This is a genomic window from Oceanospirillum multiglobuliferum, from assembly GCF_900167095.1.
GTDB lineage: Bacteria > Pseudomonadota > Gammaproteobacteria > Pseudomonadales > Halomonadaceae > Oceanospirillum > Oceanospirillum multiglobuliferum.
In genome coordinates, this window is sequence record NZ_FUXG01000008.1 from 134,286 (window position 1) to 149,977 (window position 15,692).

Genomic DNA, 15,692 nt, shown 5'->3' on the forward strand with positions numbered 1-15,692 from the left:
CTACTCACCACAAGGTCGGCAGGCCAACTGTATTAAACGCCCCAGTTTGTAGGTGCGCCGTGCCGTAAGTAATGACTGCGAAACACCACCCAAAATGCGGTTCATCAGCTCATCACTGCCTTCGCTGATCAGTTTTTCCTGCGCTAGGGTTTCTACCCCTGCCACTAACATCACTGTAATCAACGCCTGTTTAAACAGTCTAAATGCACTGAGGCTGGTGGTTTCCAGCCCGTAAACTTGAGCAATTGCCCTTGTCATAGCACGAGAGCGCCAGAGCACCACTAAGCCATCTAGCCCCGCGTGAGGTATCACCATAACAGCAGTGCCTGTGGTTAGGCTGTAATGCTGAATCAGCTGATCCGCTTGCTGATCTAAGGGGCGCAGCACCATCAGTTGATACAGTTGCCAATACTCTTCTGCCGTGTTGCGTGTCTGTGCAGTGGCTTTAAAGCTTGTTATCAGTTCTGGGGCAACTTTCGCCTGCCGATTAAGCCAAGGCGTTAACGCGGATTTAAGATCGGTTAGATTCTCAGCCCTCAGTGCTTTCTGTACGGTTTCCTGTTCAGCTTTCAACTGATCTACTTCTCTGAGAGCACCGCGTTCATGCCGCCAAACACGAAGCGTACCCAGCACGACCAACAGCAACAACAGTGTACCTAGGCTGCCCGCTATCCAGTGGTTTTGCCATAGCGCCAGCAGCTCATTCGTCAGCATCATCAGTAACAGAAGACCCGCAAAGCTGAGTACGGTTTTGCTAATTCCCCCGAAGAAAGCCTCTGTTGATGCTGCCTTTGGTGCTGTTGCTGTGATAGAAGAAACAGCAGAAGCCTGCTCAGGCGGCTGTTTCAGGCTTACGCGTTCTGTTTCAGCAGCATAGCCAGGTACTCGACTATCTGCCGACTCTTGGTCAATCGCCTGAGTGTTATTCTGATCTTTAGTCGGTAGCTCACCTTTGATATAACCCGGTTTTTGCGTCATTTCAGATCATCCTTTAACAGATCGTTCAATACAGAACCCAACTGATAAGCAGGCAGAAGCTGGTTCACATTGGCCACTCTGGATAGTGGACGCCAGCGTTTAAGTTGCAACTGCTCCGGCAGGCTTTGCCAGTCAATCGGCAAACGGTCTGGCACTTGTCCTGAATAATAGGGCTGCTGGCGGCCATCTTCCTCTTCTCCCAACAGATATTCATGCCCCTGATCATCCACTAGGCTCTGAGTGGTTTCCAAGGCGGCAATGGCGCGATAACGCACATTGGCCCTTGCACGCACATCGTTACTGGGATCGATCTCGTTCAACAATGCCCCCAACAGTTTTTCCAACCGAAGGCGCTCAGACAACACCAACTGATCAGCCTTAGTCGCTGCAAAAACCACGCGGTCTATTTTTCGCGTCAGCCAACGCAATACACCCCGTTGATTTCCATAGCGGAAAAAGCGCAATGCCGCTTGCATCGCCTGCTGCAACTCTTTAAGTGCGGCCTCGCCCTGCTCTAAGGCCGCCAATAGATCCACCAGAATAATCTGGCTGTCCAACTGTTGAAAATGCCGCCCCAGCCGAGACTCTACCTCTATTTTGTAGGCATCAAATAGCTGACTAAGGCGTCGTTGTAGATCGGGTAACGTTAGGCTGTCTGGCACGGGAAAAAAGCCCAACATCGCAAAATTCTGCATCTGCCCTGGCACCAACACCCGACTGGGTTGATTCAGCACAAACCCCTGTGCTCTGGCTGCCTTCAGATAATCCTGCCAAGCATCGGTCAGTTTACGCTGCACAGCCTCTGGCACCGGATCGGGGCCATGCGCGGCAACTTCGGTTAAAAGCTGTCGAAACGGTTCACTCAGGGTTTTACGATGGGGCTGCAACGCCAACTCCCAAGCGGCTTGAGACCATTGGCTGAACGATTGCTCAAACAACGCCAGATCAGCCAACCACTCACCGGGGTAATCCATAATCTCCAGATGTAGCCTGTCTGGTGTCACCAACCGTTGCAGACTGTGCGCCTGTTCTGCGCGTTTAATCTCCAGATCCAACCACGCCAAATCTTGAGTTGGCTCCGGCCAACGCCCTTGCCCCATCAAGCTGTCTCGGTGGCGGAAAAAATCAAACTGGCTACGTCGAGCCAAACGATCCTCTCTTAAACGCGCAGGTTTTAGTAAACCCGCATCAAACAGGTCTAGCCCTACCAGAGGATGCCGACTAACGCCCTCTAGTAACGGCTCATCAACCCGCAACACACTCTGCGTCAACTGCGTGATAAACACGGTTTTGCCCGCTCGGGAAAAGCCCGTCACCCCCAATCGGTGCCTTTTGTAACGGTGCAGGTTTTCAGCCTGCTGAAGCAGTTTATTGCCTGCCTGTTTCAGATAACGTTTCACCCGAATAGACTCCTTTGCTTTAAATATTGAGTCGGTATCGTCAATGATGAGCGTAACTGGCGCCTTTGCACAATAGAGAGGACAGCATACGCTCTCAACCTCAGAGTACGGACACCTAATTCGTTGGAAATTTTAATTAAAACGTGAGCCTTTTCTGTCGTATCTACGCTAAACCTTCTGCAAAACTGCGGATAGGCTGCGGCTAACCATTCTCGCATCGTGCTGGCTTTGTTATACTGCGCCCCCCGCCAACCTTGGGTTGGCCATTTTATTTGCCAGATCAGATCGAGTACCCCGTGACAGATACCTGTTTTTCTAGCTTAAAGCTACCTGCCAGCCAACTTAAAAACCTGAACGACTTGGGCTACGCCCAGATGACGCCCATTCAACAACAAAGCTTGCCTTATGTTTTGGCGGGTAAAGATGTAATCGCTAAAGCCAAAACGGGCAGCGGTAAAACAGCGGCATTTGGGATTGGTTTGCTGGAAAAGCTGAACGTACTGTCTTTTGCGTGTCAGGCATTGGTGTTGTGCCCAACCCGTGAGTTGGCCTCGCAGGTGGCGGAAGAGATTCGTCGTTTGGCGCGCTATCAGGCCAACGTTAAGGTGTTAACCCTGTGTGGTGGTATGCCGATTGGCCCGCAAATTGGTTCTTTGGCGCATGGCGCGCATATTGTGGTGGGAACACCGGGGCGTATTCAAGACCACTTGCGTAAAGGCACCTTGGTGATTGATCAAGTACAAACGGTGGTATTGGATGAAGCCGACCGTATGTTGGATATGGGCTTTTATGATGCGATGTTGGCGATTTTAGAGCTGACGCCACCACAGCGCCAAACCTTGCTGTTTTCGGCCACTTATCCTGAGCAGATTCAAGAGATTAGCGGTCGTTTTCAAAATAAGCCCATCTCGGTTGAAGTTGAGTCGGTACACACTCATCAGCATATTCAGCAAAAGTTCTATCAGGTGGATAAAAACCATCAGAAAACAGATTTGTTGGTGCGCGTGCTGGCGCATCACCGCCCCGATGCAGCGGTGATTTTCTGTAACACCAAGCAAACTTGTAACGAAGTAGCGGCAGTGCTGAAAGAGCAAGGCTACTACGCGCAGGCTTTGCATGGTGATTTAGATCAGCGCGACCGTGATCAGGTTTTGGTGCGCTTTTCAAACCGTAGCTCACAGTTTTTAGTGGCAACCGATGTGGCGGCACGTGGCTTAGATATTGATGATCTGCCAATGGTGATCAACTTTGACCTGACCCGCGACACTGAGGTGCACATTCACCGTATTGGTCGTACAGGTCGTGCGGGTAAATCAGGTTTGGCGATTAGCCTTTGCACCGCTTCTGAGCAGTACAAGCTAGACGACATTGCCAACTATATGAAAACCTCGGTTAGTGTTGAGCCAGAAGACAGCTTAGAAGATGGTGATCTGAGCGTATTAGATCTGCCGCCAATGGTAACCTTGGGCATTGATGGCGGTAAAAAACATAAGGTGCGCCCCGGTGATCTATTAGGCGCATTAACCAGTGACGGTGGTATTTTAGGCAGCCAAGTGGGCAAAATTAACGTCTATGATTTTTTCACTTATGTTGCCGTCGAGCGTTCAGTGGCGAAACAAGCCTTAGCGCATTTGCAAGACACTAAAATCAAAGGTCGCAAGTTTAAAGCCAGACGCATGTAAGCCTTTGTTAGATCAGAACAGGAATAGACAATGAGTAAGTCTTTAAAAGATCAGTTTTTGAAAATGGGTCTGACCAACGATAAAAAAGTGAAGCAGGCCGAAAAGCACATTAAAAAACAAACCAAAATCACCCGCACCACGGGTGAGGTAGATGAAACCAAAATTCGTGCCGAGCAGCAGCGCCAAGAGAAGGCCGAACGTGACCGTCTGTTAAATCTGCAAAAAAAGGCAGAAGAAGAGAAAAAAGCGGTGCGCGCACAGGTTAAACAGTTGATTCAGATGAACCGCCTGACCGACTACAAAGGTGATGTGCCGCACAACTTTATCTTTGAAAAGAAAGTTAAAAAGATCAACGTTACCGCCAAAATATCTGATCAACTGGCCAAAGGCCGCCTAGCCATTGCAGAGTTAGAAGGGGTGTTTGAGTTGATTCCACCTGTGGTGGCGGAAAAAATCCGTCAGCGTGAACCGGACTGGCCGATCATTCTGAACGAAAAAGCCCCTGATACGGGCGATGCGGAAGAGGATGATCCTTATGCCGCTTATGAAATTCCAGATGATTTAATGTGGTAAAGGGTATTCCCACGCTAGGTTAAAGTCTTACAAAGCCCCACTTTCAGGTGGGGTTTTGTTTAATTCCCCGAATATTAACAGGGCTGAAAATGGCAAAGCTGACGTATCGACAAATTGAAGCCTTTCGCGCCGTGATGATCAGTGGCACAACCAGTGGTGCCGCTGATATTTTGTGTGTGTCGCAGCCTGCGGTGAGTCGCCTGATCAGTGATTTTGAAGATACGGTTGGGGTGTCGATGTTTGAGCGCCAAAAAAAGCGCTTAGTGCCAACGCCAGAAGCACAAGTGTTCTACGCTGAAGTTGAACGCTCGTTTGTATCTTTAGAAAAACTGATGCGCGCAGCGGATGATTTACGCGGCTTTCATCTGGGTTCATTGCGTATTGCGTCAATGCCTGCCGTGTCATTAGAGTTTGTGCCCGCAGTTATTCAGCAGTTCAGTCAGGACAACCTTGGGGTATCACTCAGCTTTCAAATTCGCAGCACTCAGCAAGTGGCAGATTTAGTAGCCAGCCAACAGTTTGACCTTGGCATAGTTTCGGCTATTCCCTTAGCAGATGCTGCACTTAGGGTAGAACCACTTGCAGACAGCCGTATGGTCTGTGTTATGCCTTCCAATCATAGGTTAGCGGAGCAGGAGGTGATTCGGCCTCAAGACCTTGATGGGGAAAACTTTATATCAATGGGCGTTGATCAAAGTTTACGTCACAAAATTGATAGCGTATTCGACTCTGCTGGGGTCAAACGTCAATTGAACATCGACACGCAGCTCTCTTACGGAGCTTGTGGCTTTGTTCAATCAGGTATGGGTGTGTCATTGGTAGATCCTATTACCGCACTGCATTATCAAAAGCTGGGGGTGGTGGCTCGTCGCTTTGAACCCAGAATTGCTTATCGCTATAACTTGATATTTCCTGCTCACCGCACTCCGTCAGCACTCACTAAAGCTTTTGTTAAACTGCTGAAAGCCCGTTTGACGTTACTCAGTAAAAGCAGCGCGGGTGTACTAACGCTAGACCATTGAATGTTTATGTGATTCATCACTCTGATATTAATGTCCGACACTTAAAGAGCGCAGCAATAGAAATATTAGATGCTATGGCACGAACTGCACTGTTTTCATAATTTAAAGTGCAGCCCATAAAAAAGGCTCAAACAGCACTGGAGTACGCGGTTTGAGCCAAAGCATGATTAACAATCAACTATTAAACAGGCGCAGTTAAACCTTTTGAGCGGCCACTACTGAGATTTCAACCAACAACTCTGCCGATGCCATACGAGCCTCGACACAAGCGCGTGCAGGGGCTGCACCTTCTGGAATCCAGCTATCCCATACAGCATTCATTTCTTGAAATAGCGCCATGTCTTTCAAATAAATCGTAGCGGATAAAATGTGCTCACGGTCACTGTTAACGGAGGCCAGCAATGTATCCACTTTGGCTAGCATGGTTTCAGTTTGACCTGTGATATCAGCCGTGCGGTCCGCAGCCACTTGTCCGCACAGGTAGACCGTTCCGTTATGTACAACGGCACGGCTCATACGGGCACTAGTTTCAAAACGTTCAATCGACATGGGTATTTGTCCTCTGTAAATAATGCTGATAGCAGGTGCGGATTAGTCCGCCAAGTCTGCCAGTTCAGATAAAGTTAATGGCTTAATTGGGCTGCGAATTTGATAATAGCCGACAGCCTCCACAGTGCGGTTTTGCTCATCTGCAATTAGATTGGCAACGGTTAATCCGCACATACGGCCTTGGCATGGCCCCATACCTGCTCGACAAAATGCCTTAGCCTGATTAGGCCCTGCCACTCCTTGGGCTGCAATTTTTCGAATTTGATCGGCACTGATCTCTTCGCAGCGGCAGACAATTGTATCACCTAAGGGCTTTAGAAAAGCCTCAGCAGGTTGATAAAGCTGATCTAAAAATGGCCGAATGCTAAGCTGTTTGGCTAAAATTCTCTGTATAGGTCTAGTCTGTTGTACAAGCACCTGCGGATTAATTCGTTCTAGTTGCTCAGCAATTTTTAATGCTGCCAGCTGACCTTGACATTCCGCGGCAACAGCACCAGCTATACCGCCACCGTCACCTGCAATAAAAATATCTGCATGGCTACTTTGCCCCCATGTGTCACGCACAGGTGACCAGCACTGTTGTAACGCTTGCCACTGGTGTGCCAATCCTAATGCACGACTAAGCTGAACATTTGGCACAACACCTTGATGCACCAACAAGCTGTTGCAGTCGATCTGCTGAACCTTGCCTGACACACTGAACTGTACTTGTTCCAGCTGGATTCCTTGCTCACAAGCGATGGCTTTTAAATCGCTAACCTGACGCTCATAACGAATACCCGACTTTTTCAGTTCTTGAAGCAATCCTAAGCCTTTTTTCAGCAGAATAGGATTTTTTAGGGCACCCCAAAGATATTTCGCTGCTTTTAGATAGCGCCCCTTAGGAGTGGTGTCTAAAACCGCGGTAATGGCAACTCCTGCTCTATTGAGCTGCGCTGCAATCAATAATAAAAGTGGCCCACTACCTGCCAAAACCAAAGGCGCTGCGGGTGCTAATGCGCTTTGTTTTAACAAAATTTGTGCGGCACCACAGGTCATCACACCCGGTAATGTCCAACCGGGAAAGGCCACAGGCCGCTCCATTGCACCTGTTGCCAAAAGCACTTTCTTTGCCCTTAAACGGTGACTGATTTCACCACTGCTGAAACTGACAACCAGATCATCTTCAACAGACCACACCATACTATTAGGAAGGTAAGTTATTTGTGACTGCTCAGCATTGAGTTGTTGTTCAAAAGCGGCCAACAGGGTTTGCCCCGCGTAATAATCAGCCCCTAATATCTGTTGATATTGTAGCGCTGTATGTTGAATAGCGCGGTAAATTTGGCCTCCGACCGAGCATTGCTCATCCATCAGCGCCACTGTTAAACCTTCACGGGCTGCCGTGCTGGCCGCCGCCATACCCGCAGGGCCTGCACCGATAATAATCAGGTCATATTGACTGTCGCCTTGAGTATCAGGCACAGAAGATTTTGTCATGATGCTCTCGTTTATCTCTGTTGGCGTTAATCATGCTGTGAATCGGTCAATAAACGCGCTTGTTGCTGACGTTTAATCTGCATACCTTCGCGTACCAAAGTCATGCAACCCTGTGTATTGGCTTGGCCATCTATCTCTACTAAACACTCAAAGCACACACCCATCATGCAATAAGGCGCTCGACCTGAACCGGTTATAGGCGTCGTGCGGCTATGGCCTAAACCAGCAGCCAATATAGCAGCGGCAGCACTGTCGTGAGCTTGCACTTGAACCGCTTGGCCTTCTACGAAGACGGTTACACTGGCGTCATGCCGACTGGGCAGGCGTTTAAAGTTTGAAACGTTGGTCATTGAACACCTCCAGAGGCAAATCGGTTGAACCTTGAGAGATCCAGTCTGCAATAGGACCTTCATGCAAAGCTCCTAAGGTGATGCCACTATGACAAGTCACCAGATAAGCGTTGCGATGTACTTCAGACTGTTGATAAATAGGGTAACCATCAGGGGTCATCACTCTTAATGCGCCCCAAGCCCGTACCAAACGTACTCGATTTAAAATGGGGTACATTTTGCGCGCACGATTGGCAATTTTGGCCATCACTTCAATACGAGTGCCACTGTCAAACCCTACATCTTCTTTGGAGTCACCAATTTGCACCGTACCTTCACCTGTTTGCCGTACATGGCCTGTGGGATAGGTCAAAAACGGCTTCACACGCTCACTGATGAGCACTTGCCCACGATTGGGTACAACAGGCGCATTTAGTCCTAGCATCGGCGCAAGTATTTGGTTACCAAGCCCTGCACACAACACCACTTTTTGGCATTGCCATAACCCATTTTGTGAGGTCTGAATCTGAAAGCCCTGTGTCAGGGCGCGAATATCTGACACTGTACCACTATGGATAATCTGACCTCCCTGCTTTAAAAACGAATCCGTTAAGGCTCGAAAAAATAGCAGCGGATTTAAATGCCCATCTTCTGGGAACCAAGTCGCCCCTGCCACTTCTGGCCCAGCTTCTGGCTCCAACTCACGCAGTTGTTGAAGATCTAAAACTTCAAAAGGGTAATCCCCTCCTACTGCCACTTGCATCTGACTGAGCATCTGCTTTCGTGCTTGTAGCTCTGCTTCTGTCAGGCAAAAAAATAAGCCGCCTTTTTGTTGTAACTGGATGTCGATTCCCGTGTCTGCTTGCAGGCGCTTAGCTAAAGGTTGCCACAAACGGGCCGAACGTCGACTGATCTGTGCATATTGGGCAAGGGAATCGCCCTTACCTTGAACCCATACCAGTCCGAAATTGCCACGAGACGCTCTAAAAGCCAGATCGCTTTCATCCAGAACACAGACTTGATGGCCATTTCGAATCAAGCCCAGTGCCACTGAAAGCCCTACAACGCCGCCTCCGATGACACAAATTTCAGCTTGGTTGTGGTTGCCAGATAAACCCATGATTGCAGTGATCCTTGGTCAATATCTTGAGTAGAAGAGGTGTACTGAACAGCGTATCAGCCATTCAGTACACCCTACTTAGCGGAGTGAACGTCTTAGTTCAACGCTTTGTCTAGTACGTTTTGAGCCCAGTCATGGCCAATATCATCGATGATTTCAGGCCATACTTTTTCGCGTACAATTTTGGCATGAGCTTCAATTTGTGCCTCAGAGACAGGCACAATATGCGCGCCCGCTTTGGCCAAAAGCTGCTCATTTTTCAGCTGATCCTTACGGGCACTACCCCAACGGGCTTGCTCAAAGCGGTCAGCAGCGGCTTGCAGTTTTTGCTGCTGCGCATCTGATAGCTCACCAAGTACCTCTTTATTGATAATCAAGTACCACATTTCAAAGTGAGTATTAATCGGTAAGTAGCTTTTGGTCACATCACGGAAAGAGGCATAATAACCCTCAGCACCAGATCCCATTACACCGTCTACGACACCCGTTTGTACCGCAGTAAAAGCTTCAGAGAATGGCAAAGGTGAGCCAATAAACCCGATATTGTCTGCTGTTAACTGGAAGGTTTTAATCGGAGGCACTCGTAGCTTGGCATTTTTCATTACGCTCGGGTCGGCAGCTTCTGCAATCTCTTTGTTCAGTGATACACCACCAAAATAAACAGGCCATGCGGCTAAGACCTCAATGTTTTGTTCGCCATAAAGCTCAGAGACTGTGCCTCGCATTGGTGAACCTTTGGCAAAGACTTTTTGAGCATCGTCCCAAGTCTTCACCAAGTACGGCATATATACGATTTGAAAGCGTTTGTCCGCACTTGAAGCCGGAGGCTGTACCGCCATATCAATGGCACCAAGGCTGACACGCTCTTGCACAACGGTGTAATCACCAAGGGCACTGGCAGCATAAATTTTGATTTTCACTTTGCCATCAGTCGCAGACTTCACATCCTCAGCAAAACGCTTGGCATCCAGATCAATCGCAGTGTCTTGAGGACGAACATGCGACATCTTTAAGGTAACGGCCTGCGCCACAGAGGTCAGTGACGCAGACAGCGCAACAGCTAAGGCCAGTTTTTTCATCAGGCTTGTTTTCATTATTTTCTCCTGGGTTTGAGAGTGGCTCTGGACGCCTCCAGAGCTAGGCTTCGAAACGCGTATCTGTGCAGGCTTAATAGCCAAAAGCACGGGGAATGTATTCGGATAGATCAGGCCATACTGAGACCAGTACGACCACAGGGATGTAGCCAAACAAGATCAAGGTCATGGCAGGTTTAACCACTTCTGTAAACTTCACCTTGCCGATACGCGCTCCCAAATAAAGGATGCTGGCATAAGGAGGTGTCACACCGCCCATTGCAGTATTCACGCCCATAATGGCCGCAAACTGAATCGGACTAACACCCAGTGCCGACATTAAAGGCAACAGTAAAGGCGCGGTTAAAATGATGGCGGTAATGTCGTTCACAATCATGCCGATACCAAACAAGAACAGGTTAGTCATGATTAACAACAGCACTTTGTTGTCTGTAATTTCAAAGATTTTATCCACCATCATCTGAGGAATATCTTCCATTACATAGATCTGGCTCAGCATCAAACTGAACAGAATCATAATCAGAATGGCACCCACCGCAGAGGCAGACTCTTTGCCCGATTCCAACAAGGTTTTAAAGGTCAGCCCTTTGTAAATCATAAAACCAACGGGCAAAGCGTAAATCACAGCAACGGCTGCGGCTTCAGTAGGGGTCATAATGCCGCCATAGATACCGCCTAAAATGATGATTGGCATCAGTAAAGCAGGGATAGCGTTGATAGTTTTTTTGCCGCCTTGTTTCATCAGCGCAGAGAACTCTAGCGGTTCATCTAACACCAGAGGGAATTTGCGAGACATGACAAGGTTCACGATTGAAAAGCTCACCATCACCAATAAACCTGGCCCTAAGGTGGCTAGAAAACTGGCTAGAATTGACGTATCTGTCACCCAGCCATACACAATCATAGTGACACTAGGTGGAATCAATAAGCCTAGTACAGAAGAGTTAGCGACCAGTGCAGTAGCATAAGCCCGCGGATAGCCTTTGCGCTCCATTTCAGGAATTAACAAGGGGCCAATCGCAGCAATACCAGTTAAACCGCTGCCAGAAATCGCGCCGATAATAGCGCAACTGACCGCCGCAACAACGCCCAACCCACCACGAATGCGACCAATAAAAATGTTCACAAACTCAAGTAAGCTGGCGGCTATACCACTGACACTCATAATAGTGCCTGCAAACACAAATAGTGGAATTGCCAATAATACAGGGTTGGTCAACTGACTGAATCCCCACAGCATCATGCCACGCATGGTGGCTTCACCCACTAAGGTCATCACCATTAAACCTGCGCCAAAACAATAAGGTAATGGCACACCTAGAGTTAACAGCACCACGAGTACCGCAAAGGCTAAGATTGCAATCTCGACCATGTTATTGCCCCTTCTGATGATGATCGGTAGTTAAAATCTGCATTTCATTCAACTCAGACGTACTGAGTTCATCCGTGGCGTGCGAAGGCATAGGTCTATAACCCAATAAACTTTGCACGTTGCGAACTAAATGCCACAGGGTGAACAGTGTCATCATCGCCAGCCCTAAAAAGAGCGCAGACTCATAGATAAAAGTAGGGATGTACAGGGTTGGGCTTTCTTTACCAACACGCAGGGCGTAGCTGAAGTATTTCCAAGCCCACCAGCACAGCCATAAAGAGATCACAACACTGATCACTTCAGAGATGATATGTAGAATTAAGCGAGCCTTATCGGTACTGAGAAAAATCTCTAATACGTTGGCTCGAATCTGTGTGTCTTCTCGGGATGCGTTCACACTACCAAGAATGTATAACCAGATCGTAGGAACCAAAGCGGCTTCTTCTAGCCCCATAACTGGCATCTCAAAGACATAACGGGTCAGCACTTGCACAAACTGACAAGCCGCTACGGTACTTATTAATATCGTTAGGGTGTAACGGAAAAAAACCTCCATCAAAACCTCGCATTTTTATGTTTTTAGTTGAGGGGGGATTGGAGGTAATCATGAAAGCTAGACAAAATAACATCAAATCGTTTTTTTACATTACTTGATAATATCTTATTATGTTTATTGCATTAAAAATCCACCAATATGACAGAGCTTAAACCTACGAATTTTGAACTTGGTCGAATTGCCATTTGTGTTCTATCAAGGGAATGTTTACCCTTTGTCACCATGTCTTTATTCAAAAGCACTCTAAAATCATCACCATACATGTCATCAAGGACGTTATATGTATATTCAAGAACACAACGAGCTCGGCTATATTTGCACGCAGTGGCCGATTCAGCCTGAATTGCCAACCCTAATTTTGATTCATGGTGCGGGCTTAAATCATGCCCAGTGGCAAGCTCAGCTTGAAGGCTTAAGAGACAGCGCCAATGTGATCGCCCTTGATCTACCCGGCCATTCATTAAGCGCCCACCACGAAGGCGAGCAGTCTATAGCGGCGTATAGCCAAAATATTGTTGAGTTGATGGAGGCTCTGGCTTTAAAACAGGCCATATTGGTAGGGCATAGCATGGGTGGGGCGGTTTGCCTTGAGTTTGCAACACGTTACCCTGAGCGCGCACAAGCCTTGGTATTGCTGAACACGGGCGCCAAGCTGAAAGTACAACCTGCATTATTAGAGCAGATCCGTGACAACTATCCTGCTTATGTCGATATGATGGTGCAAAATACCCTTACCGATGGCGCGGCACCTGAAATTGTAGAGCCTTTTGCCGACTTGCTGCATCAAGGTGATATTGAGTCTGTAGTACGTGATTTTGAAGCCTGTAATGCTTTTGATCGTTTAGATGTTTTGGCTGAGATTCAATGCCCTGCGTTAGTACTTAGTGCTGAATTGGATCAAATGACGCCGCCTAAATATGGTCAATATCTGGCTGATCAGCTAGACAATAGCCAATTTGTGGTCGTGGAAGGCGCAGCGCACTTAAGCCCAATGGAACATCCTGACGAAGTGAATCAAGCGATTACTGATTTTATTGATCAGCTTTCTCGTACATATACCCGCCAAACAGCCACCGCTTAATCATTCTAACCCGCGCACTGGTTTTGACTTTGTCCCTGCTCTGGTAAACTGAAAACAATATTTTTGGTTTACCAGTAACAGGATATCGTCATGCAGGATACAAGCCTTTGGTTTCCCTATGCCCAGATGAAGCATCTGGAAGTGAACTATGAAGTAGAAACCGGAGACGGCCCCTATATTCAGTTCACCAATGGCATGCGCTTACTGGATGCCACTTGTTCTTGGTGGTGCATGATTCATGGTTATCGCCACCCTGAACTCACTCAAGCCTTGAAAGACCAAGCCGACAAAGTAGCGCATGTGATGTTGGGCGGTTTAAAAAACGCCCCTGCTGTGGCTTTGGCCAAGAAGTTGGTTGAGATTACCCCTAAAGGTTTAAACCACGTGTTTTACAGCGACAGTGGTTCCGTTGGTATGGAAGTGGCGATGAAAATGGCCGTACAGTTTTGGCAGAACCAAGGCTGCACTGACAAATACAAAATGGCCTCACTGACCAAAGCCTATCATGGTGATACCACGGGCTGCATGTCAGTGTGCGACCCTACAGAAGGGATGCACAGCCTATTTAGCGGCCTGCTGCCAAAACATCACTTTGCTCCGGCACCCACGGCATGTTTTGATGCCAGTGCAGAGGCCGTAGCCCAAGACATTGCCCAATTGCGCCAACTGTTTGAACAGCATCACCACGAAATTGCAGGCTTTTTAGTGGAGCCGCTACTGCAAGCCGCTGGCGGTTTAAACATGTACAGCCCTATCTATCTGCAAGAAGCCCGCAAGCTATGTGACGAGTTTGAGATTTTATTGATCTTTGATGAGGTCGCCACAGGTTTTGGCCGTACAGGTAAGCTATTTGCCGCAGAACACGCCAATGTTTGCCCCGATATAATGGTGCTAAGTAAAGGCTTAACAGGCGGCTACATCGGCCACGCCGCCACCCTTGCCAACGACAAGGTGTTTAATGGCTTCTGGTCTGATGATAAACAAAAAGCCTTTATGCACGGCCCTACCTTTATGGGCAACCCTATCGCTTGCGCTGTGGCACTGAAAAGCATCGAGATCTTTGAGCGCGAAAACTACCTTGGCAAAATCGAAGCACTGAACCAAGTGCTGAAACATGAGCTACTGGGCTTTGAGCATCCCGCCGTAAAAGACACTCGCGTGTTAGGCGCAACCGCAGTCATCGAAGTACACAACGCTGAAAGCCTGCAAGGGGTGCAGCAGTTTGCTGTGGAACAGGGTGTTTGGCTGCGTCCTTTTGGCCGCTTCTTGTATACCATGCCGCCTTACATCATCACCGAGGCTGAGCTGACCAAGATCACTCAGGTGATGAAAGCTTGGTTTACACGCTAATAGCCTTTGGTACTCCCCCATATTTTATGGGGGAGGATTACCGGAAAATCTCTCGGTTTACTTCAAATACCCAGAGCAAGTGCGAAGAGCGATTTATACAACGAATGCAGTTGAAGGCATCAGAGAAGTGGACACATTCGGTGCAAAACTGGAACCTGACATTGTCTCAGAAGGCCGGATAGACCAGCACGTTGATCTTTAAGAAATGGGTGACACAGAACTATGAACACCCTCCAGTTGAGCATCGCAAACTGTTTTTTGTCCTTGTTTAATAGCTTGTTATGTGCATTTATACGCTTTCCAATTTACTATTTTCAACAGAAATATGTATAACTTTCTCTGGTGTATTTAATTCAGGAAATGTCTTAGCAGTATAATCAGCAATCTGTAACGCACCTGCCACTGTTGATACAACTAGGGCAGTTTTTGCCATAAACGTCCAGAACTTCTTCATCTCTGTATTAGTGTCTTTGCCATCAATCAAGTCTTTTGATAATACCGCCTTACCGAAAGTAGCTTCGACGATACTTACAACTTCAGAAGAGCCTGTTATCTTATACTCTTCAATTGAAATTATTATTTTACGAAGTTGTTCGGCAAAATATTGTCTAATATTACTCGGTAAATCAGAATTAATGATCTCATCAAGAAGTTCTTTCGCGCCACTATAAATTTTGCTTAAATCTGATTGAGGTAAAACAGGTTGAGGTCTATTTGTAGAAAGCATACCTGCTGTCATGTGAAGATAATCAAAAACAGGTCTTAGCGGCAAATTCTGAGTGCAACACCTAATCCAATATCGGGTAAGGTGTTGTTATGACATACAAAGAACTCAACATAGAAGAGCGTGCCACTATTCAAATTGGCCTGCTTCACAATCTCAGTCTGCGAAGTATTGCTCGCCTACTTGATCGAAGCCCCTCAACAATCAGTCGAGAGATTCGTCGTAACCAGCTTGCCGATGGCCTATACGAAGCACCTAAGGCTCAAGCCAACCGTCAGGCTCGAAGAGTAGGCTGTCGACCAGTGAAAAAGCTTGCTCAGGGTAATGAACTGTTTGACCTCGTGATTTTGATGCTGCGTCAGAGGTTCTCTCCACAGCAGATT

At 47.7% G+C, this 15,692-nt stretch carries 16 protein-coding genes and 1 pseudogene; 7 read left to right on the forward strand and 10 right to left on the reverse strand.

The genetic code is table 11. The features are described from left to right. Positions 1 to 978 (reverse strand): YcjF family protein, encoded by a 978-nt coding sequence (locus B5D26_RS07500; protein ID WP_078745115.1) that lies wholly within the window; start codon positions 976 to 978, stop codon positions 1 to 3. Continuing rightward, positions 975 to 2,378 carry a YcjX family protein gene (locus B5D26_RS07505; protein ID WP_159445615.1) on the reverse strand — a complete coding sequence of 468 codons (1,404 nt, stop codon included), beginning with the start codon at positions 2,376 to 2,378 and terminating at the stop codon, positions 975 to 977. The genes B5D26_RS07500 and B5D26_RS07505 overlap by 4 nt, the downstream gene beginning before the upstream one ends. A gap of 272 nt (positions 2,379 to 2,650) precedes the next feature. On the opposite strand from B5D26_RS07505, the gene dbpA reads away from it, so the two are divergent. The 3 genes from dbpA to B5D26_RS07520 all read left to right on the forward strand — a co-directional run bounded on the left by dbpA (position 2,651) and on the right by B5D26_RS07520 (position 5,655). Continuing rightward, on the forward strand, positions 2,651 to 4,060 hold the full coding sequence (gene dbpA / locus B5D26_RS07510; protein ID WP_234985227.1) for an ATP-dependent RNA helicase DbpA: 1,410 nt from the start codon (positions 2,651 to 2,653) through the stop codon (positions 4,058 to 4,060). A gap of 30 nt (positions 4,061 to 4,090) precedes the next feature. Next, positions 4,091 to 4,633, forward strand: coding sequence for a DUF2058 domain-containing protein (locus B5D26_RS07515; protein ID WP_078745117.1), 543 nt, complete (start codon positions 4,091 to 4,093; stop codon positions 4,631 to 4,633). 89 nt (positions 4,634 to 4,722) lie between these two features. Continuing rightward, a complete protein-coding gene (locus B5D26_RS07520; protein ID WP_078745118.1) occupies positions 4,723 to 5,655 on the forward strand; it encodes a LysR substrate-binding domain-containing protein in 933 nt (310 codons plus the stop codon). Positions 5,656 to 5,850: 195 nt separating this feature from the next. Here the strand turns inward: B5D26_RS07520 and B5D26_RS07525 are convergent, their stop codons facing one another. The 7 genes from B5D26_RS07525 to B5D26_RS07555 form a co-directional block, all read right to left on the reverse strand. After that, positions 5,851 to 6,204, reverse strand: coding sequence for a RidA family protein (locus B5D26_RS07525; RefSeq protein ID WP_078745119.1), 354 nt, complete (start codon positions 6,202 to 6,204; stop codon positions 5,851 to 5,853). Between the two features lie 42 nt (positions 6,205 to 6,246). Beyond that, on the reverse strand, positions 6,247 to 7,683 hold the full coding sequence (locus B5D26_RS07530; protein ID WP_078745120.1) for an FAD/NAD(P)-dependent oxidoreductase: 1,437 nt from the start codon (positions 7,681 to 7,683) through the stop codon (positions 6,247 to 6,249). A gap of 26 nt (positions 7,684 to 7,709) precedes the next feature. Continuing rightward, complete coding sequence (locus tag B5D26_RS07535; RefSeq protein WP_078745121.1) at positions 7,710 to 8,033, reverse strand: (2Fe-2S)-binding protein; 324 nt, start codon at positions 8,031 to 8,033, stop codon at positions 7,710 to 7,712. Next, positions 8,011 to 9,132: an NAD(P)/FAD-dependent oxidoreductase gene (locus B5D26_RS07540; RefSeq protein ID WP_078745122.1), complete on the reverse strand. Its 1,122-nt coding sequence runs from the start codon at positions 9,130 to 9,132 to the stop codon at positions 8,011 to 8,013. The genes B5D26_RS07535 and B5D26_RS07540 overlap by 23 nt, the downstream gene beginning before the upstream one ends. A 95-nt stretch (positions 9,133 to 9,227) precedes the next feature. Next, the gene (dctP, locus tag B5D26_RS07545) at positions 9,228 to 10,226 is read right to left on the reverse strand and encodes a TRAP transporter substrate-binding protein DctP (protein WP_078745123.1); all 999 of its coding nucleotides are present in this window, start codon (positions 10,224 to 10,226) and stop codon (positions 9,228 to 9,230) included. Positions 10,227 to 10,299: 73 nt separating this feature from the next. After that, positions 10,300 to 11,598: a TRAP transporter large permease gene (locus tag B5D26_RS07550; protein ID WP_078745124.1), complete on the reverse strand. Its 1,299-nt coding sequence runs from the start codon at positions 11,596 to 11,598 to the stop codon at positions 10,300 to 10,302. A gap of 1 nt (position 11,599) precedes the next feature. Then, entirely contained in the window at positions 11,600 to 12,154 is a 555-nt protein-coding gene (locus tag B5D26_RS07555) for a TRAP transporter small permease (RefSeq protein ID WP_078745125.1), read from the reverse strand. Between the two features lie 280 nt (positions 12,155 to 12,434). Between B5D26_RS07555 and B5D26_RS07560 the strand changes: the two genes are divergently transcribed. From B5D26_RS07560 to B5D26_RS16050, 3 genes and pseudogenes are all read left to right on the forward strand, one after another. After that, positions 12,435 to 13,235 carry an alpha/beta fold hydrolase gene (locus tag B5D26_RS07560; protein WP_078745126.1) on the forward strand — a complete coding sequence of 267 codons (801 nt, stop codon included), beginning with the start codon at positions 12,435 to 12,437 and terminating at the stop codon, positions 13,233 to 13,235. A 90-nt stretch (positions 13,236 to 13,325) separates the two neighbouring features. Continuing rightward, on the forward strand, positions 13,326 to 14,585 hold the full coding sequence (gene bioA / locus B5D26_RS07565) for an adenosylmethionine--8-amino-7-oxononanoate transaminase (protein WP_078745127.1): 1,260 nt from the start codon (positions 13,326 to 13,328) through the stop codon (positions 14,583 to 14,585). Between the two features lie 49 nt (positions 14,586 to 14,634). Further along, positions 14,635 to 14,787, forward strand: a pseudogene (locus B5D26_RS16050) (IS256 family transposase); the annotation flags it as partial. A gap of 87 nt (positions 14,788 to 14,874) precedes the next feature. Here B5D26_RS16050 and B5D26_RS07570 read toward each other — a convergent pair. Then, entirely contained in the window at positions 14,875 to 15,324 is a 450-nt protein-coding gene (locus B5D26_RS07570; protein ID WP_078745128.1) for a hypothetical protein, read from the reverse strand. Between the two features lie 77 nt (positions 15,325 to 15,401). Between B5D26_RS07570 and B5D26_RS07575 the strand changes: the two genes are divergently transcribed. Further along, positions 15,402 to 15,692, forward strand: a 291-nt coding sequence (locus B5D26_RS07575; protein WP_143833105.1) for a helix-turn-helix domain-containing protein, incomplete at its 3' end; no start/stop codon positions are given.

Coding starts and splice junctions, on each gene's coding strand:
- B5D26_RS07500 (WP_078745115.1), bottom strand. CDS start 978: ATGACGCAAAAACCGGGTTATATCAAAGGTGAGCTACCGACTAAAGAT.
- B5D26_RS07515 (WP_078745117.1), top strand. CDS start 4,091: ATGAGTAAGTCTTTAAAAGATCAGTTTTTGAAAATGGGTCTGACCAAC.
- B5D26_RS07520 (WP_078745118.1), top strand. CDS start 4,723: ATGGCAAAGCTGACGTATCGACAAATTGAAGCCTTTCGCGCCGTGATG.
- B5D26_RS07525 (WP_078745119.1), bottom strand. CDS start 6,204: ATGTCGATTGAACGTTTTGAAACTAGTGCCCGTATGAGCCGTGCCGTT.
- B5D26_RS07530 (WP_078745120.1), bottom strand. CDS start 7,683: ATGACAAAATCTTCTGTGCCTGATACTCAAGGCGACAGTCAATATGAC.
- B5D26_RS07535 (WP_078745121.1), bottom strand. CDS start 8,033: ATGACCAACGTTTCAAACTTTAAACGCCTGCCCAGTCGGCATGACGCC.
- B5D26_RS07540 (WP_078745122.1), bottom strand. CDS start 9,132: ATGGGTTTATCTGGCAACCACAACCAAGCTGAAATTTGTGTCATCGGA.
- dctP (WP_078745123.1), bottom strand. CDS start 10,226: ATGAAAACAAGCCTGATGAAAAAACTGGCCTTAGCTGTTGCGCTGTCT.
- B5D26_RS07550 (WP_078745124.1), bottom strand. CDS start 11,598: ATGGTCGAGATTGCAATCTTAGCCTTTGCGGTACTCGTGGTGCTGTTA.
- B5D26_RS07555 (WP_078745125.1), bottom strand. CDS start 12,154: ATGGAGGTTTTTTTCCGTTACACCCTAACGATATTAATAAGTACCGTA.
- B5D26_RS07560 (WP_078745126.1), top strand. CDS start 12,435: ATGTATATTCAAGAACACAACGAGCTCGGCTATATTTGCACGCAGTGG.
- bioA (WP_078745127.1), top strand. CDS start 13,326: ATGCAGGATACAAGCCTTTGGTTTCCCTATGCCCAGATGAAGCATCTG.
- B5D26_RS07570 (WP_078745128.1), bottom strand. CDS start 15,324: ATGACAGCAGGTATGCTTTCTACAAATAGACCTCAACCTGTTTTACCT.